The organism is Streptomyces sp. NPDC005761, assembly GCF_040630635.1.
GTDB lineage: Bacteria > Actinomycetota > Actinomycetes > Streptomycetales > Streptomycetaceae > Streptomyces.
Genome location: NZ_JBEXXX010000021.1, coordinates 98,447 through 122,334, shown reverse-complemented (window position 1 = coordinate 122,334; position 23,888 = coordinate 98,447). Strand labels below are relative to the sequence as shown.

Genomic DNA, 23,888 nt, shown 5'->3' with positions numbered 1-23,888 from the left:
CCCGCGAGGTCTACCGCGCTCTGACCGTCACACCAACAGAACAAGTCACCCAAAACGACCTTGCTCCTGCAGCTTGACGTCTATAGGAGCATCCTCATACGGCCGACGGTGGGGGCTGGGCTCAGGTCCGGGCCCCACTGTCCGCCAACAGTGCTGCAGGTATCTGGACCCTTCCGATGGTGCTGCTGCCTCTCACGGGACAAGTCCGTGCGCGAGCGCGTCAGACGCGAGGGGCCTGCGCCCGGGGCGTGTGTGAGCAGCGCGTTGTGCATCGCGCAACCAGCAAGGCCAACCGGGGGGGCCCGCGCATGGGCTGGAGCCGGATGAGGCCTCCGCTCAGGCACGCCGGAGCCTCCCTTAGGCTCCTGGCATGTCCTTCGGGGTGAATGCGCGGGAACTGTACGAAACCCTGGCGCGGTACGAGGAGGGGGAGCCGTACAGGACCCTCGTCGTGCCGTGGGTCGACCGGGCCCAGGGCGGCTACCGCCCCTGGCTGGCCGCTGCGGCCGAAGACGACTCGTGGTGGGCCGAGAAGGGGGCCAAGCACGACGGCCAGGAGCTCGTGTGGGAGCTCTACGCCCTGCACCGGGTCAGCGATCGGCTCCTGCTCACCTTCCAGCCTCACATCGAAGTCCCCGGCTCCACGGGCCCGCGGGCCTTGGTCTCCGTACGCGAGTATCTTGACGTGTTCACGTCGCTCGGCATGGCGCCATTCGCGGGCGGCGAGGCATTCGACCCGTTCCTGCATGAGATCGTCGAGGTCGAACAGGCCGACGACCCGCACGCGCCGATCGAGATCACCGAGGCGCTGTGGCCCGGCCTGATGCTGGGCCGGTTGCTGTTCAACCGGGCCGGCGTGCGGATCCGCGCCGGTGTCGAGCACGCGCAGCGCGGCGTCGCGGACCGCTCGCCGCTGTACTGGACCTTCCGGCGCCGCCACCGTCCAACGGTCGACCTGTCCCAGGGCTGGGGCGGCAACTCCCAGTGGCGCACCGACTTCCGCCTCGACTACCGGACCCCGGCCGGCGATCGCCTCAACGTCGCGGGAAATCGCCCGATCGACGGTACGGCCGACCTGCACCCCCGTCACCCGAACAATCTCAGCCCTGAGGAGAGGCTCCTGACGCCCGGAGGCCGGCGTGAGCTGTTGCGCCATCGCTGCCTCCTGCGCGCGCCCGAGGCCGCCGACGCTCTGGCGGCATCACCGGGCTGGGAGCGGGACCTGATGCCCTTCGACTGGCGGATTCCGGGCATCGCGCCCTGAGCTCGCCGTCGGCGTCCCCTCGCTCCGCGTTCCTCGACCGACGCGTCCTGCCTACGTCGGGGCGCCCGTCGCGGGGCCCACCCTTGGACCAGGGATCTCCCGGCCCCGGCCGGGAGATCCCTGTGGTGGGCGACGCCCTGAGGTGGACGTGGCCCGCTGACCATGCCTCCTGAGGGAGTCGGCCGTTCGCCCCCGCGGCCGGGACAGCCCGCGCCCGCAGGTCCGTGCTCCGCCCTCCGGTGCCTCGTGCGGACCGGCCCGCTGCCAGGAGACTGCGAACTGTCTGGTGACGAGACCGGCACCGAGAGGCGGAGGGGAACTGACGTCCTACGAGGTACTGGTGCAGGCTACGACGTGGCCGGCGCTCCCGGAGCAGGCAGGAAGCCTGATCCGTGGAAGTACGTCAGATAGCGGAGCAGGACCTCATCGGTCAACGGTGGCTGGCTGACGCCCACGGCCGCTGCGGCGGCCGCCGTCCGTCGGGAGTCGAAGCGGCGCCGGTCCGTCGCCTCGGGCCGGGTACTCCCCGCGTCGCCGAGGAACAGCTGCGCCGCGTTGTCGGGCTGCGCTGCCACACGAGCCTGCCACTGCGCCGCGGGAACGGTTTCCAGGTGGTGTCCGAGGCCGGCGGCCGCTTCGAAGACGCGGTCAAGCCCCGGCGCATCCGGGTTGGTGTGGTGGTATGTCTCCGCTTCCGTCCGTCCGGATGCGGAAAGCGCCACGACCGCGGCACTGACGTAGTCCACGGGGACCCAGTCGGTCGACACGTTCGCCAGGTCCGGGACCGCACTCGCCTGGAGACAGCCCTTGATGAGCTGCCAGAGCAGATCGCGGTCCTGACAAGCGCCGGTGGCCGTGTCGCCGCTGATGCGGCCGGGCCGGTGGACCGTCACCGGCAGCCCGCGTTCACGGGCCAGGCCGACGAGTTGCTCGGCGACCCACTTGCTTTGCGCGTACCCGTCGGGCAGGGCCGGAAAGGGGCCCGTCGGGGTCGACTCCGTGATCACGACGGGGTGGGAGCCGGAGACCGGGGCGTAGACGCCGGTGGTCGAGACGTAGTGCATGCCGGGTGAGGCCGAGTCGGCGAGCAGTCGCAGCAGCTCCTCGGTGCCGGCCACGTTGGGGGCGCGCAGATCACCGTACGCGGCGGCGAAGTTCACGCGGGCGCCGTTGTGCAGGACCGGGCCGAGGCGACGGACCAGGGCGGTGCGGTCAGCAGGTGAGAGCCCGAGGCCCGGGGCGGCGAGGTCGCCCGGGACGGGGCGGATCAGGTCCGCGTACCGGGGGCGCCACAGGCCGTAGCGCTCCAGGTTGGTCCGCAGCCGGTCCGCCGCGCGGTGGTCGTCCTCTGCCCGTACGAGGCAGTCGACGGGGCCGCCGGTCGTCTCGATGAGGTCGCGCAGGAGGAAGGCGCCGAGGAAACCGGAGGCTCCGGTCAGCAGAGGACGGGCGGAAGGGCGCAGCAGCCTGCGGGGGGCGGCCGCGGCCGCACGCGTCGTCCTGAAGATGTCCGGCGCCAGCCGGACCTCGGCGGCGAGGTCCGGAGCGGACGCATCCCCCCTGAGCTCCTCCCCCGCCTCGCGCCCCAGCAACTGGTCGACGCCCTCGACGGTGGGCGCCGCGAACAGGGCCCTCAGGGAGGGGCGCCGTCCGCACCGCTCACCGATCCGCCGGGCCAGGGTCACCGCCAGCAGCGAGTGACCGCCCAGGGCGAAGAAGTCGTCCGTGACACCTACCTCGGGCACACCGAGCGTCTCCGCGAACACCTCACACAGGGCGCCCTCGCGCGCGGTACGCGGTTTACGGCCTCCTGACGGTGCTGCGTGGTGAGGCGCGGGCAGAGCGCGACGGTCCGTCTTGCCGTTCGGGGTGACGGGCAGGGCCCCGAGACTGACGTGGGCGGCCGGAATCATGTGGTCGGGCAGGGTCGCGGCCAGGTGCGCGCGCACCTCGGCCTCGTCCGGTACCGGCGCACCTTCCGCGGGGACGGTGTAGACGACCAGGCGCCGGTCGCCGGGGCGGTCCTCCCTGACGGCGGCGCAGGCCGCGGCCACGCCGGGCAGGGCTGTGAGCGCCGCTTCGATCTCACCGAGTTCGATGCGGAAGCCACGGAGCTTGACCTGATCGTCGACCCGGGAGACGTAGACGAGTTCCCCGTCCGTCGTCCAGCGCACCAGGTCACCCGTGCGGTACATGCGGCCCCCGGCGGGGTCGAACGGGTCGGCCAGGAAACGGGATGCGGTCAGAGCGGGCCGACCGTGGTAGCCGCGGGCGACCCCGTCACCGCACACGTACAGCTCACCGGTCACACCGGGCGGCACAAGTTCGAGCCGATCGTCCAGGACATGGACCCGGGTGCCGTTGACGGGAGCGCCGATGGACACCGCGCGGTCGGGGGCGAGCGGACCGTCCGCGTGCTGGAACGTGCTCATGGTGGCGCAGACGGTCGTTTCCGTCGGGCCGTAGGCATTGACGAGGTACCGGTCACGCGCCCAGGCGTGCACCAGGGCCGGCGCACACGCCTCGCCGGCGAGGACCATCGTGGTGCCGGCGGGCAGCGAGCCGGGCGGCATCACGGCGAGTGCGGCGGGTGGCAGGGTGAGGTGGGTGATGCCCCGCTCACGGACAAGAGCGGCGAGGTTGGGGCCGGGCAGCAGGGCGTCGCGTTCGTCGATCTCCAGGCAGGCGCCGGAGAGCAGCCCCATGCACAGCTCCCAGAACGCGGCGTCGAAGCTGACGGACGCCATGTGCAGCACGCGGCTGCCCTGGGTGACGCGCAGCCGTTCGCTCTGGGTCCTGGCCATGGCGCCGACGCCCCGGTGGGTGACCACGACGCCCTTCGGGCGGCCGGTGGAACCCGACGTGTAGATGACGTACGCCGGGTTGTCCGGGCCCAGCGGCGGTGCGGTTCCCGTGTGGGCTGCGGAGTGCGCACCTGGCGCGGAGCTCTCCCCGAGCTCGTCGGCGTAGAGGTGTGGCACTGGGGTTGCGGGGAGGCGGCGGTGGATGGCGGGGGTGGTGAGCAGCAGACGCGGGCCGGCGTCCTCGAGCATGTAGGAGAGGCGCTGGGCGGGGTAGTCGGGGTCGAGGGGCACGTATGCCGCCCCCGTCCTGAGGACGGCGAGCACGGACACGACGAGTTGGTTCGTGCGGGGCAGGGCGACGGACACACGGTCTTCGGGGCCGATGCCCAGTGCGGCGAGGTGGCCGGCGAGGGCGCCCGCACGGGCGTCGAGTTCGCCGTAGGTGAGGGTGGTGTCCGCGTCTCGGACCGCCGGGGCCCCGGGGTTGCGCCGTGCCCTCCGCTGGAAGAGCTCGGGGAGCGTGGACGCAGGCAGTTCCTCGACGGGTCCGGTCCCCCAGTCGGCGAGGCGGGTGCGCTCGGCCGGGGTGAGCACGTCGTACGTGTGCAGCGGGCGGTCCGCGTCGGCGCCGACGGCCCCGAGGAGGCGGACCAGCCGGTCGGCCATTGCATGGACCGTGGTGGCGTCGAAGAGTTCCGTGGCGTAGTCGACGGTGGCCCGCATGCCGCCGGGGTCGCCGTTTTCCTCGAACGTCTCGGTGAAGGTGAACGACAGGTCGAACTTGCTGACCCCGGCGTCGACCGGCACGCCGCTGACCGTGAGGCCGGGCAGGTCGAGGGCGGCGGCAGCGGTGTGGTTCTGAAGGACGAGCATGGTCTGGAAGAGCGGATGGTGGCTCTGCGAGCGGGCGGGGTTGAGCAGTTCCACCAGTCGCTCGAAAGGCACGTCCTGATGGGCGTATGCGCGCAGGTCGAACTCCCTGACGCGGGCGAGCAGTTCACGGAACGTCGGGTCGCCCGTCAGATCCGTGCGCAGCACCAGCGTGTTCACGAAGAAGCCCACCAGATCCGAGGCCGCCTCGTCGGTACGCCCTGCGACGGCGGTGCCGAGCGGGATGTCGTCGCCGGCGCCGTGCCGGGAGAGCACGGTGGACAAGGCGGCCTGGAGCACCATGAAGAGAGTGCTTCCGCTGGTGCGGGCGAGGTCCGCGAGTTGCCGCGCGGTGGTGCGGTCGACGGTGAAGTCGTAGGTGGCCCCTGTGTGCTGGGGCACGGCCGGGCGAGACCGGTCCCACGGCAGCTCGACGATTTCCGGAAGTCCACGCAACGCGTCTTTCCAGTGGGCAAGTTGTCGGGAGAGGAGGCTTTCGGGGTCCTGCTCGTCGCCGAGCAGGCGGCGCTGCCAGAGAGTGTGGTCGGCGTAGTCCACGGGCAGTGTGCTCAGCGCGGGCTCCTCTGCGCGGGCCCGGGCTCGGTAGGCGGTGCGGAGGTCCTGCGCGAGGGGTGCCAGGGACGAGCCGTCCGCGGCGATGTGATGGATCACGAGCACCAGGACATGGGCGTCGTCGGCCAGGCGCAGCAAGGTCGCCCTCAGCGGAAGGCTGTGTTCGATGTCGATCGGCTCGGCCACGGCGGCTCTGATCCGGTCGGCGGCCTTGCCCTCGTCGACGGCTTCCGGCGTGAGCGGGAGAAGGACATCGTCCGGGGCGGTGATGTGCTGGTGCGGCCCCAGCTCGTGCTCGGGGAAGACGGTGCGCAGGGACGCGTGCCGGCGGACGACATCGCCCAGAGCCCGTTGCAGGGCTGCCGTGTCGAGCGGTCCGTCGATGCGTACGACGAAGGGGATGTTGTACGTGGCGGAGGGACCTTCGAGCCGGTGGAGGAACCACAGGCGCTGCTGGGCGTACGACAGCGGGAGCGTGGCAGGTCGCTCCTGCGGTACGAGGGCGGGGCGGGCAGGACGGTTCTCGTCCTCCAGCGCGGTGGCGAGCGTGGCGACGGTGGGGTTCTCGAAGAGGGTGCGGATCTCCGTCTCGCTGCCCAGAGCGGTGCGCACGCGGCCCACGAGCCGGGTGGCGAGCAGAGAATGGCCGCCCAGGGCGAAGAAGCTGTCGTCGACGCCGACGTGTGGCACGCCGAGCACGTCGGCGAACAGTCCGGCGAGGATCTCCTCGAGGCCGCTGCGCGGCGTCCGGCCCGTGGTGCCGGGCGGGGTGACGGGTGCGGGCAGCGCGGCCCGGTCGAGCTTCCCGTTGGGAGTCAGCGGCAGCACGTCGACGGGCTGGATGACGGCCGGCACCATGTAGGCGGGCAGGTGGAGTGCCACGTGGGCGGCGAGTGGCCCGGGTTGCGGGGCGTGACCCGGCGCGGGGACGACGTAGGCGGTGAGGGTCCGGTCGCCGGGCAGGTCCTCGCGGACCAGTACGCAGGCGGCGCCCACGGACGGGTCGGCGCGGAGCACCGTCTCGATCTCGGCGGGTTCGATGCGGTGGCCGCGCAGCTTGATCTGCTGGTCCGCCCTGGCCACGTAGTGCAGGGTGCCGTCGACGCCCCGGCGCACCAGGTCGCCGGTGCGGTACATGCGTGCCCCGGTGCCGGCGAACGGGTCGGCGACGAACCGGGTGGCGGTGAGGCCGGGCCGCCCCAGGTAGCCCCGGGCGACACCGGCTCCCGCGACGTACAGCTCGCCTTCGGCGCCCGGCGGCACGGGCCGCATCGCCGCGTCCAGGACGTAGGCGCGCATGCCGTCGAGCGGTCGGCCGATCGGGGCCACGCCGCCGGGGACGTCCTCGGGGCGCACGCGGTGGATGGTGGCGAAGGTGGTGGTCTCGGTGGGTCCGTAGACGTGGAGGACGCGTACGTCCGGGTGAGCGGTGGCGAGGCGCTGCAGGATGCCGGGCGCGGCGGCCTCCCCTCCGGTGGCGACCAGGCGCAGCAGGCCGAGGGCGTCCGGGTCGGTCTCTGCCAGCACGTTGAACAGTGCGGTCGTCAGGAACGCCGCTGTCACGCCGTGCCGGGCGACGAGGTCCCGGAGCACGGCGGGCTGGAGCGTGCCCTCGGGCGCCACGACGACGCGGCCACCGTTGAGGAGGGGGGCCCAGATCTCGAAGGTGGAGGCGTCGAAGACGTACGCCGAGTGCAGCAGGACGGCGTCGGCAGCGCCGTCGCCCCAGTTCCGGTCGGCTCCGAGGGCTGTCACGTCGGCATGGGTGACGCCGACGCCCTTGGGCTGTCCGGTGGAGCCCGAGGTGAACATGATGTACGCGAGCCGGGTTCCGTCCGCGCGAGCCGGGAGGGCGCCCCGGGTGTCCGGGCCCCCGTGCCGGACGCGGCCTGCGCCGTCGACGGTCAGCACACGTACGTCCGGCGGGAGTTGACGTACCCAGGGGTGTGTGCGCGTGCTCTCGTCGACGATCAGGAGGCGCAGGGCGGCCACCTCGGCCACACGGTTGAGCCGTTCGGTGGGCCAGCGCGGGTCGAGCGGCACGTAGGCGGCTCCTGCGCGCAGGACGCCCAGGGAGGAGGTGACCGTGGCGGTCGAGCGGGCGCCGAGGATGCCGACGCCTTCCTCGGATCCGGCCCCGAGCCCGGTCAGGGCGCCGGCCAGGTCGTCCGAGAGGTCGTGGAGCTGCCGGTAGGTCAGTTGCTCGCCCGCACCGGACACGGCCACTGCGTCCGGGTGCCGGGCCGTGCGTTCCGCCACGGCCTCCGGGATGCTCATCCCCTCTGCTCCGCAGCACAGTTCGAGGCCGGCTCCCTGGGCGAGCAGCCTCTCGTGCTCGCCGTCCGGGAGCAGGGGAACGGTGTCGGCGCGGCGGTCGAGCCCTTGCGCCATCACTGTCAGCATGCGTCGCATGCGGTCGACGGTGCGAGCGACCTCTTCGCGGTCCAGGACGGCGGCCCGGTATCCGAAGGTGATCCTCAGCGTGTCGCCCGGCGCGACGGTGAGGGTGAGGGGGTAGTGGGCCGCGTCCGTGCCGCTGAATCCGGTGACGGCCAGGCCGGGCAGTTGCTGTTGCGCGGTGCGCAGGGCCTCGTCGTCCAATGGGTAGTTCTCGAACACCGTGAGGGTGTCGAACAGTTCGTCGAGGTCGGTGACGCCCCGTATCTCGGTCAGTCCCAGGTGCTGGCTGCCGAGGAGACTGCCCTGTTCCTCCTGAAGCCGATTCAGGAGCGCGGCCAGGGTTTCACCGGGTATCGGGCGCAGCCGTACCGGCACGGTGTTGATGAACAGGCCGACCATCGACTCGATGCCGGGGATCTCCGGCGGGCGGCCGGACACGGTGGCGCCGAACACGACGTCGGGGCGTCCGGTGAGGTGCCCGAGCACCAGTCCCCAGGCGCCCTGGACCAGGGTGTTGAGTGTGAGCCGGTGGACGCGGGCCGTCTCTCGGATCCGGTGCGTCGTGGCGGCGTCCAGGTCGAGGACGAGGGTTTCGGGCAGCTCGGCGGAGGCGGCCGCACCCGCTTTGCCAGGCCCCGCGAGCAGGGTGGGGGCCTCGATTCCGGCCAGGGCGGTGGACCAGGCCGCCAGAGCGGCGGCGCGGTCCTGCTGCGCCAGCCAGTGGAGGTAGGTGCGATAGGGAGTGACGCGCGGCAGAGCGCTGTCATCGCCGTCCGAGGCGTACAGCTCGAACAGCTCCCGCACGAGGAGCGGCATCGACCAGCCGTCGAAGAGAAGGTGATGGCTCGTCATGACGAGGCGGTGGCGCCGGGGCGCGGTGCGCAGCAGCGTGAACCGCATCAGCGGCGGAGTGGTCAGGTCGAAGCGGCGGGTACGGTCGGCGGCGAGGAAGGCGGTGAGGCGTTCCTCCGTCGTGCCGGTGCCTTCCGTAGCGGTCAGGTCCAGTTCCTCCAGGGGAACGGGAACCTCGGCGGCGACAGCCTGTACGGCTTCGTCCAGATCCTCGTGGAGGAAACCGACCCGCAGGTTGGCGTGGCGGCGCAGCAGGCTGCCGATGGCGGCACGCAGGGCCCGGACGCCGACGACGCCTTCCAGTTCGAAGACGAACTGTGCGGTGTAGACGTCGACGGCGTGGGAGTCGTACAGGGCGTGGAAGTGCATGCCGGCCTGGAGCGGCGTCAGCGGCAGTACGTCCTCGAGTCGGAACCCGGTCACTTGCGTCCACCCCACTTGTTCTGCAGTCGGTCGATCTGTGCCTGGTCGAGAGAGACCAGAGGAAGGTCGGACGGCGTGTAGCCACCCGCATCGGGTCGTTGCGCGTGTTCCGCGATGGCGCGCAGCGCGCGGATGAACGCCTCGGACAGGGCACCTACGTCCTCCTCCTTGAGGAGGTCACTGGGCCAGGTCCAGCGGGTCACCAGACGCGGGCCGTCCGGGAGGTCCTCGGTGTGTGCGTTGATGTCGATGACGTGGTGCACGGGCATGTCCGGGTCCTGACTCCGTGGCTGGCCGCCGTCGAGCAGGACGTCCCAGTCGGCGCCTTCGGCGTTGCCCGCGGGATCCTGCGAAGAGACGTATCTTCCGAGGTAGTTGAAGCCGATCTGGGGTGCGGCCGCCGTGGCCAGCCGGGAACGTGTCGCCGGGTTGAGGTGGCGCAGCATTCCGTGGCCGACGCCGTGGTCGGGCACCGCACGCAGTTGCTCCTTGACGTGTTTGACGGCGCGTTCGACGAGAGCGGCGTCGAAGCGTCGGGGGTCGCGGGCGTCGAGAGGGCCGGGATCGAGCCGGACCGGGTAGAGGCTGGTGAACCAGCCGACCGTACGGGAGAGGTCGAGGTGGTCGGCGATCTGCTCACGGCCGTGGCCCTCCAGGTCGAGGAGCACGGCGGTGTCCTGCGGCCGGGGCTCGTCCCGGCGCGCGGCACGTTCCGTCCGCCAGGAGCAGACGGCGAGGGCCAGACCGGTGAGCAGGACGTCGTCCACGCCGGCGTGGAAGACGCCGGGGACAGTGGTGAGCAGAGATTTCGCCCAGGTGGCGGGCAGGTGCGTGACCAGGGTGCGCGTCCCGTCGGCGGTGTCCAGGTGCGGGTCGAGCGGCCGGTATCCCAGCTGGGGATCCGGGGTGCTCAGCACGCTCTGCCACAGCGGGAGCTCGGCTTCGCGTGCGGCGCCGCGAGCCTGGGACGCGAGCAGGTGCGCCCACGCTCTGTACGGCGTCGTGGCGGGGGGCAGCGCGGCGGCCGGGGCGGGGCGCTCGCCGCTGTCCGCGGCTTCCGTGACCGTCTGCCACGCGCGGGCCAGGTCGGCGGCGAGGATGCGCCAGGAGACCGCGTCGACGGCCAGGTGGTGCACGACGAGCAGCAGGCGCCCGCGGGTGTGCGGCCCGGCGTCGCCCCAGACGGCCTCGATCACGTTCCCGTGCGCCGGCCTCAGACGGCTGCGCGCCTGTTCGCCCGCCTCGGTGAGGGCGGCACGGGCGGCCGCCGCGTCGAGGCCGGCGATGCCGACGCGGGTGAAGCGGTGGCGGGCCTCCACCGCGCCGGGTGGCAGGGCTTCGAGGACGGGTTCGCCGTCGGCCGAGCGGCCGACTCGCAGCCGGAGCATGTCGTGGTGGTCGATGAGCAGTTGGAGGGCGGCGACGAGTGTGTCTCCGTCGGCGCCCGCGGGCGTGCGCAACACCCCGGACTGGTTGTAGCCGTCCGTGCTGCCGGGCCGCTCCAGGAGCCAGGCGGCGATGGGAGTAGGCGGCATCTCGCCGGTGCCCTGTTCGGCCGGCCCCTCGGCATCCTGGCCGAGTGCGGTGGCGACGGCCGCGAGGGCCTCGGGGGTGCGGTGGACGAAGACGTCGCGCGGGGTGATCCCGATCCCCGCCTCGCGGACGCGGCTGACGAGTTGGATGGAGAGGATGCTGTCGCCGCCGAGAGCGAAGAAGTCGTCGTCCGTGCGGACGGCCGGGCTGAGCAGGACGGAGGCGAACACGTCGCACAGAACGCGCTCCTGGGCGGTGCGGGGCTGCCCGCCGGGCCTGGTGGCGGCGGGGCGCTCCGGGGCGGGCAGGGCGCTGCGGTCGATCTTGCCGTTGGGCAGGAGCGGCAGCGCGTCCAGGGTGACGAAGGCGGCCGGCACCATGTACGGCGGCAGCGCCGATGTCAGCCGGGTGCGCAGTTCCCTGTCTGCCGGGCCTGCGTCGCGACTGTCGGGAACCGTGTAGGCAACCAGGCGCCGCTCGCCGGGCCGGTCCTCGCGGACGGCTGCGCAGGCGGCGGTGATGCCGTCGAGTGCGGTGAGGGCGGCTTCGATCTCGCCGAGCTCCATCCGGAAGCCGTGCAGCTTGACCTGGTCGTCCGCGCGGGAGACATAGGTGAGCAGGCCGTCGGCATCCCGTCGGACGAGGTCGCCGGTGCGGTACATGCGACTGCCTGCGGGGCCGTAGGGGTCGGCGACGAACCGGGCGGCGGTCAGGCCGGGGCGCCCCAGGTAGCCGCGGGCAAGGCCATCGCCCGCGACATGGAGCTCGCCGGTGACGCCCGGCGGCACCGGCCGGAGCCCGGCGTCCAGTACGTAGGCACGGGTGTTGTCCACGGGGCGGCCGAGCGGCACTCCCCCGCCCCCCGCGACGGCGTCCTTCTCCCCGCTGCGGTGATGGTGGGCGGTGGCGTCGATCGTCGTCTCGGTCGGGCCGTACAGGTTGTGCACCTCGACCCGCCAGTCCCGTCCGGCGCGCGCAGCCAGGGACCGGGTCAGGGGTTCGCCGCCGCACAGGACCGCCCGCAGGGTCGCGGGCACCTCGTCGGGGTCGGTCTCGCTCAGGATGAGCGAGAGGTGCGAGGGCACGAACTGCACCAGGGTCGCGCCGGCTTCGCGCATGCGGGCCAGCAGTCCGGCCGGGTCGTGGTTGAGCGCGGGCGGCACGGGGCATGTCGAGCCGCCGTGCAGCAGCGGCAGCCAGGTCTCCCAGACCGAGGCGTCGAAGCTCGGCGAGGTACGTGCCAGGACGCGGTCCTCGTCGGTGAGGCCGAGGTGGCCGGCCATCCACGCCATGTGGTTGACCAAGGACGCGTGGGTGACGACGACGCCCTTGGGCCGGCCGGTGGAACCCGAGGTGTAGATGACGTACGCGGCGTCGAGCGGATCCGGCGCGGCGACGGGCGGCGCTGCGCGCCGGGTGGACCATGCGGCCCGGTCGTCGAGTGCGAGGCAGGGTACGGAGGGTACGTGGCGCGCGGCGCGGGCAGTGCCGTGGGTGAGGAGCAGCGCCGGGCGGGCGTCGTCCAGCATGTAGGTGATCCGTGCCTGGGGGTATTCGAGGTCGACGGGCAGGTAGGCGGCCCCCGCCTTGACCACCGCGAGCATCGCGACGACCTGGTCGGCAGTGCCCTCCAGGGCAAGGGCGACGAGGTCACCGCGCCCGATGCCCCGGTCGTGCAGGTGGTGCGCCAAGTCGTCGGACAGAGCGTCCAGTTCAGCGAAGGTGAGCAGGCTCGATCCGTCCCGTACGGCGACCGCCGCGGGCGTTCTGGCGGACCGGGCGCGGAACGCCTCGGCCGCCGTGCACGCCGCGACGGGCCGGACCGGGCCGTGCGCGGCCCGTTCCAGGCTCTCCTGTTCCGTCTCGTCCAGCACGCCGACCGTGTGGACGCGCCGGCCGGGGCCGGCGGCGAGCGCGGAGAGCAGACGGGTGAGGCGCGCGGCCAGGGCGTGCGCGGTGGTGTGGGCGAACAACTCGGTGGAGAACTCGAGGACTCCGCCGAGTCCTGCGGGCCGGCCTGCGTCGTCGCGGGTCTCGGTGAAGGTGAAAGTCAGGTCGAACTTGCTGATCCCGGTGTGTACGGGCTGTTCCGTCACCGTGAGTCCGCGCAGACCGACGGTGGTGTCCGCCTGGTTCTGGAGGACCAGCATGGTCTGGAAGAGCGGGTGGTGGTTCTGCGCCCGTACCGGGCTGATGGCGTCCACCAGCCGCTCGAACGGCACGTCCTGGTGGGCATAGGCAGCCAGGTCGAACTCCCTCACCCGGTCTATCACTTCGGTGAAGGTGGGGTCCCCGCTCAGGTCGGTGCGCAGGACGAGGGTGTTGACGAAGAAGCCGACCAGGTCGTCGAGGGCTTCGTCGGTGCGTCCGGCCACGGCCGTGCCGAGCGGGATGTCCTCACCGGCGCCGTGCCGGGACAGGAGAACCGACAGGGCCGCCTGGAGCACCATGAAGAGGCTGCATCCGCGGGCTCGGGCAAGATCCGCGAGTGCGCGGTGGGTGTCCGCGTCGACGGGGAAGGCGAACGCGTCGCCGCGGTACTCGGTGACAGCGGGCCGCGGCCGGTCGTACGGCAGGGCGAGCAGGTCGGGGGCGCCGGCGAGTGCGGTGCGCCAGAAGTCCAGCTGGCGGGCGGCCTGGCTGGTGGGGTCGTCCTCGGATCCGAGCAGTGTGCGCTGCCACAGGGTGTAGTCGGCGTACTGGACGGCGAGTTCCGTCCAGGAGGGTTCCTCGCCATCGGCGCGCGCCCGGTAGGCGTCGCCGAGGTCGCGGGCGAGCGGGGCGAGGGACCAGCCGTCGCCCGCGATGTGGTGGACGAGCAGCACGAGAACGTGGGCCTCGGCGCCGAGCCGCAGCAACCGGGCCCGCACGGGCAGGCCGGCACTCACGTCGAAGGTGTGCGCCACCTGGGCGTTGACCTCTTCGTCGAGGCGGTCGGGGTCGGTGTCGCGGGGCGTCAGGTCGAGGTCGGCGCTCCCTGCGTCAAGGACCAGCTGGCGCGCCACGCCGTCGGTCTCCGGGAAGACGGTACGCAGGCTCTCGTGGCGTTCGACGACATCCCCGAGGGCGCTCTGCAGGGCGTCCGCGTCGAGCGGCCCGTCCAGGCGGAGCACCATCGGCACGTTGTACGTGGCGCTGGGCCCTTCGAACCGGTTGAGGAACCACAGCCGCTGCTGGGCGAAGGACAGCGGCAGCGGATCGGGCCTCCGCGGGGCCCGCTCCAGCGGGGCCCTGGCCTCTTCGGCGCCTTGCACAACGGCGGCGAGCGCGGCGGGAGTGGGGTGTTCGAAGACCGCCCTCACCTGCACCTCCACGGCCAGCGCGGCACGGATGCGTGCGGCGAGCCGGGTGGCGAGCAGGGAATGGCCGCCCAGGGCGAAGAAGTCGTCGTCGGCGCCCACCCCGTCCAGGCCGAGCACGTCGGCGAAGAGGGCGCACACGATCTCCTCGAGCGCGGTGCGGGCGGCACGCCCGCGGACCGGAGCATGCTGCGCGGGCACCGGCAGAGCGCGCTGGTCCACCTTGCCGTTGAGGGTCAGCGGAAGCGCCTCGATCAGGACGAACGCGGTGGGCACCATGTAGGCGGGCAGGGACCGGCCGACAGCCCGGGCGAGATCGGCGGGCTCGGGTCGCGCCCCGTCGGCGGGCACGACGTACGCCACGAGCCGCCGGTCACCGGGTGCATCCTCGCGGACGACGGCGAGGGAGTCGGCGACGCCGTCGCAGCAGGCCAGCACGCCCTCGATCTCACCGAGTTCGATGCGGTACCCGCGCAGCTTCACCTGGTTGTCCGCGCGGGAGACGTAGGCGATCTGCCCGTCACCCGTCCACCGGACGAGGTCCCCGGTGCGGTACATGCGCCCGCCCTCCGCGTCGAACGGGTCGGCCACGAAGCGCGCGGCGGTCAGGCCCGGAAGACCGGTGTACCCCCGCGCCACGCCGCGGCCGGCGAGGTAGAGCTCTCCCACCACCCCCGGCGGGACCGGGTTCAGGGATCCGTCGAGGACGTACCCCCGCATGCCGTCCAGGGGCCGTCCGATGGGCGGCGGGCCCGAGGGCAGGCCGGCCGCCACGTCGTAACGGGTGGCGAAGGTGGTCGTTTCGGTGGGTCCGTAGACATGGAGGACGCGCACGTCCGGCGCTGCGCCTGCCACGCGCTGCATCGCGTCCGGGGAGGCCAGTTCACCCCCGGCGCAGACGAGCCGGAGCCCGGCGAAGGCGCCCGGATCGGTCTCGGCGATCACGTTGAACAGGGCTGTCGTCAGGAAGACCGCGGTCACACCGTGCTCCTGGACGGCATCGTCGAGGCTGGCGGCCTCCAGGACGCCGTCCGGCGCGACCACGACCCTGCCGCCCCGCAGCAGCGGGGCCCAGATCTCGAACGTGGAGGCGTCGAAGACGTACGCCGAGTGCATCAGCACCGCATCGGCTGCGCCGCCCTGCCAGGCCGAGTCGGCCGTCAGCGCCACCACGTCGGCGTGCGTGACCCCGACGCCCTTGGGCAGACCGGTCGAGCCGGAGGTGAACATCACGTAGGCGAGAGTCCCGGGGCCCGGGACAGCGGCGGGGGCGCCAGGACGGTCCGGCGCGCCCCGCAGGATCCGGCCGAGCCGGTCCACGACGACGACCGGTACCTTCCGTGCCATCTCGGCCACCCACGGGGAGGCGAAGGCGTCCTCGTCGACGACGAGGACGCGCACGGCCGCCACCCCGGCGACCTGTTCGAGCCGCTCCGCGGGCCAGCGTGCGTCCAGCGGGACGTAGGCGCCGGCCGCGCGGACCGCACCGAGCGATACCGATACGACAGACGGCGACCGGGTGAGCAGGACGCCGACCGCCGACTCGGGGGCGATGCCGAGGCCCGTCAGGGCGCGGGCCAGGTCGGTGGAGATCCGGTCGAGTTCGGCGTATGTGAGGGCCGCGCCGTCGCCTGCCACCGCCACCGCCCGCGGTGTGCGGTGGGCCTGGGCCGCGAAGAGGGCGGGCAGCGTGGAGTCGTCGGAGGCGGGCAGGCCGCCGCCGGATCCCCAGTGGGTGACACGGCCATGCTCGCTCCGCGTCATGAGGTCGTAGCGCGAGACGGGCAGAGCGGGCTCGGCGGACGCCTGCTCCAGGAGCCGGATCAGTCGGTCCGCGAGTGCCTCGACGGTGGAGCGGTCGAAGAGGGCTGTGGCGTACTCGATTCCGACGCTGAGACCTGCCGCGCCCGGCCCCTCGGCGAAGGCGAAGGTCAGATCGAACTTGCTCAGCCCGTTGTGGACGAGCCGGTCCACCACCGTGAGGCCCGGCAGGTCGGGGCGGGCGGTCTCCTGGTTCTGGAGGACCAGCATGGTCTGGAACAACGGATGGTGGTTGCGTGCCCGGACCGGGTTGACGCTCTCGACGAGGCGCTCGAAGGGAACATCCTGGTTTGCATAGGCGGCGAGATCGAACTCCCTCACCCGTTGGAGCAGTTCGAGGAAGGTCGGGTTGCCGGACAGGTCCGTGCGCAGGACGAGCGTGTTGACGAAGAAGCCGACCAGGTCCTCCAGCGCCTCATCCGTACGGCCGGCGACGGGCGAGCCGAGCGGGATGTCTTCGCCCGCGCCGTGGCGGTGCAGCAAGGTGGCCACCGCGGCCTGGAGCACCATGAACAGGCTGCTGCCGGACTCACGTGCCAGACGCAGGAGTTGGGCGTACAGGGCAGGCGGCACGTCGAGGGTGTGGACGGCTCCCCTCGGGTCGGTGACGGCCGGGCGAGGACGGTCCAGTGGCAGGTCGATCAACCCGGGAAGGCCCGTGAGGGCGGTATGCCAGTGGTCGAGCTGCCGGCGCAGGACGCTGTGCGGTGCGATCCCGTCGCCCAGGACGGTGTGCTGCCAGAGGGTGTAGTCGGCGTACTGGAGCGGGGTACCGGCAGCGGCTTCGAGCTCCCGGCCGGTGAGGCGGGCCTCGTAGGCCTCGCCGAGGTGACGGGCGAGCGGGGCGAGGGACCAGCCGTCGCCCGCGATGTGGTGCAGGACGAGCACGAGGGCGTGGTGCCCGGGTGCGGAACGCAGCAACAGGGCCCGCAGCGGCGGGTCCGTGACGACGTCGAACGGCTCTCGCACGGCGTCCAGGACGGCCGCCTCCAGGTCGGCGGGCGCCGTGGTCACGACCGGCAGGTGAGGCGTCACTTCGTCGGCCGGAAGAATCATCTGGTGCGGCACGCCGTCCCGTTCGGGGAACACGGTGCGCAGTGCCTCGTGCCGCTCCATGACATCGCGCAGGGCGGCGCGCAGGGCGTCCGTGTCCAGGGCGCCGTCGAGTTCGAGGACGAGGGGGATGTTGTAGGCCGAGCTGGGGCCTTCGAGCCTGTTCAGGAACCACAGGCGCTGCTGGGCGAACGACAGCGGCATCGGATCGGGCCGCTGTGCGGCGGGCGACACCGGCGGGTGGGCTGGGCCCTGCAGGTCGAGGACGCGGGCCAGGCCCGCGACGGTCGGGTGTTCGAAGAGGGTGCGGACGGCGATCTCGACGCCCAGGACGGCCCGGACGCGGCTCACGACCCGCATGGCGAGGAGCGAGTGCCCGCCGAGGTCGAAGAAGCTCTCGTGCGGGTTCACCAGAGGCTGCTGCAGGACGTCGGCGAAGATGCCGGCGAGCAGGCTCTCCGGGAGGGTGTGCCGCTCCGCTCCGTCGACGGATTCGGGACGCTCCGACGGCTCCGGAAGGGCCCGCCGGTCCACCTTGCCGTTGGGCAGGAGGGGAAGGCCGTCCAGGATGACGACGGTGCCGGGCACCATGTAGTGAGGCAGGCTCTCGGCAAGGGCGTCGCGCAGGGTGACGGGGCGCAGGGCCGGGTCGCCGGTGACGGCGTAGGCGACGAGGTGGCGCCCGCCGGCCTCGGCCTCGTGGATCACTGCGCAGGCGGCCGTGATGCCGGGGTGTGCCAGGAGTGCGGCCTCCACCTCGCCCAGCTCGATCCGGAAGCCGCGAAGTTTGACCTGGTCGTCGGCGCGTGCCACGTGGTCGAGCAAGCCATGACGATTCCACCGCACGAGGTCGCCCGTGCGGTACATGCGGGCTCCCGTGCCGTCGAACGGGTCGGCGACGAACCGTGCGGCGGTCAGACCCGGCCGGTCCAGATAGCCGTGGGCGAGATTGGGGCCCGCCAGGTACAGCTCACCGGTGACACCGGCCGGCACGGGACGCAGCCGGCCGTCGAGGACGTAGGCGCGCATGGTGTCGACGGGGCGGCCGATCGGCACCGTCTCGTACGGCTCGACGGCCATCTGCCCGCTGTTCTCCCGGCCGGCCACGCGGTGGACGGTCGCGTCGATGGTCGCCTCGGTCGGCCCGTAGAGGTTGTGCACCTCTGTCCGCCACAGCTCGGCGACGTCGTCGGCGAGGGCGCGCGGCAGCGGCTCGCCGCCGCACAGCACGGCACGCAGGCCGGGCAGCGGCGCGGCATGGGCCGCCTCGGAGAGGACGAGAGTCAGGTGAGAGGGCACGAACTGGGCGATGGAGACGCCGAACCGGCTCATCCAGGTGACCAGGGCGCGGGGTTCCGTGTTCGCGCCGTCCGGCAGCACACAGACTTCTGCGCCGTGCATCAGCGGGAGCCACAACTCCCACACGGAGGCGTCGAAACTGGAGGAGGTCCGTGCGAGGACCCGGTCCTGCGAAGTGATCGTCAGGTGCCGTGCCATCCAGGCCATGTGATTGGCCAGGGCCGCGTGCGACACGATCACACCCTTGGGACGGCCGGTGGACCCCGAGGTGTAGATGACGTAGGCGGGGTCGGCCGGGCTGGGTGGCCCCGGAAGCGGCCCGGTGGGCCCGGTGGGCCGGGCCGCCCGGCCGTCGAGGGCAAGCCACGGGATGTCGCAGGTGGGCAGGCCCGCGTGGATGTCGCCGGTGGTGAGCAGCAGGACGGGACGGGCGTCGTCGAGCATGTGGCGGATCCGGGCGGGCGGGTACTGCGGGTCGACGGGCAGATACGCGGCGCCTGCCCGAAGCACGGCCAGCATGGCGACGAGGGTGTCCACGGACGGCGGTGCGGCGATGGCCACCCTGGTCCCGCGGCCCGCGCCGCGCGCACACAGGACGTGGGCGAGGGCGTCGGCGCGAGCGTCGAGCTCGGCATAGGTGAGCCGTGAGTGCGCGTCGCGCACGGCGACGGCGTGGGGAGTACGCACGGACTGCTCCCGGACCTCTTCGGGGGCGGTTCGGGCGGGCAGCGGCTTCTCCGCGCCACTCCCCTGGGCCAGGAGGTTCTCCCGCTCCTCCGGGGACAGCGGGTCCAGGTCGCCGATGGGCCGGCCGGGGTCGGTCACGGCCAGGGTGACGACGCGGGCGAAAGCGCGGCACAGGGCGCGGGCGGTGGCGGCGTCGAACAGGTCGGTGGCGTATTCCAGGTATCCACCGATGCCTCCGGCGCCGTTCCGGGTCTCCGCGGGGGAACGCCCTGCCGGGTCACTGGTTCCGCCGGGTCCGGGGACCTCTGCGGGCCTTCCGACCGGTCTCTCCGCGGCCTCGGTGCCGTCGGTGAGAGCGGTGACTTCGGTGAGCGAGAACGTCAGGTCGAACTTGCTGCCCCCGCGGTGCTGCGACCTGTCGTGGACGGTGACACCGGGCAGGTCGAGGACCGCCCGCTGCTGGTTCTGAAGGACCAGCATGGTCTGGAAGAGGGGGTGGTGGTCACTGGACCGCTCGGGGTTGAGGGCCTCCACGACCCGTTCGAACGGTATGTCGCCGTTGCTGAGAGCAGCGATGTCGAATGCCTTGACCTGGTCGACCAGGTCGCGGAACGTCGGGTCCCCGGACAGGTCAGCACGCAGGACGACCGTGTTGACGAAGAACCCGACCAGATCGTCGAGTGCCTCCTCGGTGCGCCCGGCCACTGCGGTCCCGAGAGAGATGTCGGTGCCCGCGCCGTGCGCCTGCAGTGTCACGGCAAGTGCGGCCTGGAGCACCATGAATGGGGTGCAGCCGGCGGTACGGGCGAACTGGATGAGCGCGGCGTGCGTGGGAGCGGGCAGTTCGAAGGGAACGGCGGCGCCCTGATGGCTGGGCACGGCGGGCCGGGGCCGGTCGAGCGGCAGGTCCAGCAGGTCGGGAGCACCGTGCAGGGCGCCCTCCCAGAAGGCGAGCTGGGATGCGGCCAGACTGTCCGGGTCTCCGGCGTCGCCGAGCAGTCGGCGCTGCCAGAGGCTGTAGTCGGCGTACTGCACGCGCAGCGGGGCCCAGTCGGGCGTGCCCGTGCGCCCGCTTCTGGCGCGGTAGGCGGCGCCCAGATCACGGCTGAGCGGGTCGAGGGACCAGCCGTCGGCCACGACATGGTGGAGAACGAGGGCCAGGACGTGGCGGGCGGGGCCCAGGCGGAGCAGATGGGCGCGGACCGCGAGGTCGGCCGTGAGGTCGAAGGGCCTGGTGGTCAGGCGGCGCAGCGTTTCGTCGGCCCAGGTGTGGGCGGTCTCCTCGGCCGGGGGGTGCTCGACGACGAGAGGGACGAGCGCTGCGGCGGCGTCCGCGTCAAGGACTACCTGACGGGCGATGCCGTCGTGTTCGTCGAAGACGGTGCGCAGGCTTTCGTGGCGTGCAACCACGTCGGCCAGGGCACCGCGCAGCGCATCCGTGTCCAGAGGGCCGTCGAGTTCGAGAACGAGCGGAACGTTGTACGTGTCACCGGGGCCCTCGGCCCGGTTGAGGAACCAGAGGCGCTGTTGCGCGAAGGACAGGGGTACCGCCTCGGGCCGTGGCTGCGGAGAGAGGACGGGCCGGGCCCCCGCGGTGGAGTCCAGGACCGCGGCCAGTGCGGCGACCGTCGGGTGATCGAAGAGCGTGCCCAGGCCGAGCTCGGCGCCCAGGGCGGCCCGCACCCGGCCGATGAGGCGCGTGGCAAGGAGTGAGTGGCCGCCCAGGGAGAAGAAGTTGTCATCGACTCCGACCGCGGTCACGCCCAGGATGTCGGCGAAGAGACCGGCCAGGACCTCCTCGTAGGCGGTGCGCGGTGCGCGGCCCGTGGTGGCGACGGCGCGGGGGGCAGGCAGGGCAGGGCGGTCGATCTTGCCGTTCGCGTTCAGGGGCAGCGCGTCAAGGGTGACGAACGCGGAGGGCACCATGTACGCGGGCAGGGTGCGCCCGGCACGGCGGGCCAGGGCGGAGCCGTCCGGCCTGGCGCCCGGAGCGGGCACGACATAGGCCACGAGCCGACGGTCCCCGGGTATGTCCTCACGGACGACGACGCAGGCGCCGTGCACGTCCGGGTCGGTGAGCAGAACCCTCTCGGTCTCGGCCGGTTCGATGCGGAAACCGCGGAGTTTGATCTGTCCGTCCGCACGCCCTACGTACTCGATGTGGCCGCCCGCGGTCCAGCGCACGAGGTCGCCGGTGCGGTACATACGGCCACCTCCTGTGTCGTACGGGTCGGCGACGAACCGGGTGGCGGTCGGCGCGGGACTCCCCTGGTAGCCGCGGGCGACGCCCTGACCGCTCACGTACAGCTCCCCCACCACGCCGGGCGGCACCAGGGCGAGGGAGTCGTCCAGCACGTAAAGGCTCATCCCGTCGAGGGCCCGGCCGATGGGCGGCACGCCCGCGGTGCCGGCGGCGACCGGGTGGCGGGTGGTGAACGTCGTGGTCTCCGTGGGGCCGTACACATGCAGGACGAGCGTCGCGGGGGCCGCGGCGGCCACCCGCTGCATCAGCCCGGGGGACGCGGCCTCACCACCCGCGGCGACCATGCGCAGCCCGGCGAACGCCTTCGGGTCCGCCTCGGCCACCATGTTGAACAGCGCCGTTGTCAGGAAGAGCGCGGTGACACCGTGCCGGTGCACCATGTCGTGGAGCGTCCGGGCGTCCACGACACCGCTGGGCGCGACAACCACGCGGCCGCCGTTCAGCAGCGGCACCCAGATCTCGAACGTGGAGGCGTCGAAGACGTACGCCGAGTGCATCAGCACCGCGTCGCAGACACCGTCCGTCCAGGTGCTGTCGGCCGCCAGCGCGAGAACATCGGCGTGGGTGACGCCCACGCCCTTGGGCAGGCCGGTGGAGCCGGAGGTGAACATCACGTAGGCGAGTCGGTCGCCGCGTGTCACGCGGGGCAGCGGGCCCGGCCGTGGCGGAGCGCCACGTAAGATCCCGCCCAGAGCGTCGACGACGATCAGCGGCAGTTCGGCGGCCGTCTCCTGCACCCAGGCCGCACCGGCCGTGGCCTCATCGACCACCAGGGCACGGACGTGCGCAGCCTCGGCGACGCGGTCGAGCCGTTCCGTCGGCCAGGCAGGGTCCATCGGTACGTACGCCGCTCCCGCGCCACCGGCGCCGAGCGTGGCGGACACCACCGCCGCCGAACGGCCTACGAGGACGCCGACGCCGTCCTCGGCACCGACACCCCAGCCCGCCAGAGCACCCGCCAGAGCCTTCGCCGTCCGCGCCAGCTCCTGGTACGAGAGCGTGGCGGCGCCGTCCACCACCGCGGGCGCATCCGGCGTCCGGCGTGCCTGCGCGCCGAACGCCTCCGTCAGGGTCGCGGCCGCGCCCTCCGCCGGGAGCGCGGAGCCACGCCCCTGCGCACGGAGGGCCGTTGCGGTGGTCTCGTCGAGGTACGGCAGGTCCCCCAGGGGGGTGTCGGAGTCCGCGCCGGCCAGAGCCGCCAAGAAGGAGACGACGGCCTGCTGGTGCAACCGCACGTCCTCGGCACGGTACAGCTCCGGGTTGGCGTCGAAGCCGATCAACGGCCCCGTGCCCTCGGCCCGTTCGGAGACGAAGAAGGACAGGTCGTCGACGGGGCCGATGGACAGCACACGGGAGGCGCCGGGGCTGCCGGCGAAGTCGAGGTCGTAGTCGTAGCCCATGATGTTGACGACGACAGCGCTGAGGCGGGCCGCGTCGTCGGCCATGTTGAGTTCACGGGCGAGCTGTTCACGGGAGAAGCGACGGTGGCGCAGGGCCGCGCGCATCTCTGCGGCGACGGCGCGGACGAGCGTGCCGACAGTCATGTCGGAGGTGACGCCCAGGCGCAGCGGCAGGATGTTGGCGGTCATGCCGACGATGTGCCGCAGTCCGCCGTGCCGTCCGTTGGAGGCGAGGCCCACGGTGACTTCCCGCACCCCGGTGACCCGACCGACGTAGGCGGCAACCGCGCTGACGAGGACGGCGCTCCACGTGGTGCGGTTGGCGGCGGCGAGCCGACGCAGACTGTCGAAGACGGCGACGGGCAGCGTCTCACCGGTGTGCAGCCTGACATCCGGCCCATCGGAGGCCGCCGGCGGAAGAGCGCCGGTACGCCGCCGGATGAGCGCCCGGCCACCGTGCGCGTCCGCTTCGTCCCCGGCCGAGTCCTCTCCGCGGTCGGCGGCCCGGTCCGCGAACCGGCCTGTCCAGTAGTCACGGTCGGCCTCGTACCGGTCCGATCCGCGATAGGCGATCTCGTCGGCGACGAGATCGCGCAGGGGCGCGGCGGGCAACTCGGCCTGGGCGAGGTTCTCGCCTCGCACGGCACGTCCGTAGAGATCGGCCACGGTGCGGGCGAAGACGGCACCGCCGAGGCCGTCGACGACTATGTGGTGGAAGCGCACGTACCAGTAGTGCAGTCGGCGGCCGAGACGCAGCAGCGCGAAGTGGTGGTGCGGGGCATCGAGCCTGTGGACGGCGGCCATGTCGTCGGCCAGGTAGCGCTCGGCCTCGGCGACGGGATCGTCGGCCAGGGACAGGTCGACCACGCGGAGCCGGCTGATTCCGGCCTGGGATCGACGGACGACATGCTGGCGGACGGTCTCGTCGCTGACGACGAACTCCACGTTGAGGCTGTCGCACAGAGCAACAGCCCGGTCCAATGCCGCGGCGAACAACCCTTCGTCGAGGCCTCCGCGGATCTCGAAGCACTCTCCGATGTTGTATTTCGGACTGTCCGGATCCACCAGTTGTCCGTACCAGACACCCTGTTGAGCCTCAGTGATCCCAAAGGATTCTTCGGGAACCGTGTGCGAGGAGGGGAGGGAGTCGTTTTCGCGCATTCCGAGTCACACCTTTGGGGAGAGGTCTTTCGGGGGCGGGGGGACGAAGAACGCCGACCGAAGCCGGGCACGCCGACGCAGCGCCCGTCCCGGGCAGCGGGCCGGCTTAATCGCGGGGGTGCATCCGGCGTCCATGGCAGCAGGAAGGCAGCACCGGAATCCTTGCCGCCTCAGGCTCCCGGCAAG

At 72.4% G+C, this 23,888-nt stretch carries 3 protein-coding genes; 1 reads left to right on the top strand and 2 read right to left on the bottom strand.

Annotated features, from left to right (window positions below; genetic code table 11):
* Positions 1–370: 370 nt before the first annotated feature.
* Positions 371–1,264 carry a hypothetical protein gene (locus ABZ434_RS20565; protein WP_359138577.1) on the top strand — a complete coding sequence of 298 codons (894 nt, stop codon included), beginning with the start codon at positions 371–373 and terminating at the stop codon, positions 1,262–1,264.
* Between the two features lie 347 nt (positions 1,265–1,611).
* Here ABZ434_RS20565 and ABZ434_RS20560 read toward each other — a convergent pair whose 3' ends face one another.
* Positions 1,612–9,186: an amino acid adenylation domain-containing protein gene (locus ABZ434_RS20560; RefSeq protein ID WP_359138574.1), complete on the bottom strand. Its 7,575-nt coding sequence runs from the start codon at positions 9,184–9,186 to the stop codon at positions 1,612–1,614.
* On the bottom strand, positions 9,183–23,702 hold the full coding sequence (locus ABZ434_RS20555; RefSeq protein ID WP_359138571.1) for an amino acid adenylation domain-containing protein: 14,520 nt from the start codon (positions 23,700–23,702) through the stop codon (positions 9,183–9,185). Before ABZ434_RS20555 ends, ABZ434_RS20560 begins: the two co-directional genes overlap by 4 nt.
* Positions 23,703–23,888: the final 186 nt, after the last annotated feature.

Coding starts and splice junctions, on each gene's coding strand:
- ABZ434_RS20555 (WP_359138571.1), bottom strand. CDS start 23,702: ATGCGCGAAAACGACTCCCTCCCCTCCTCGCACACGGTTCCCGAAGAA.
- ABZ434_RS20565 (WP_359138577.1), top strand. CDS start 371: ATGTCCTTCGGGGTGAATGCGCGGGAACTGTACGAAACCCTGGCGCGG.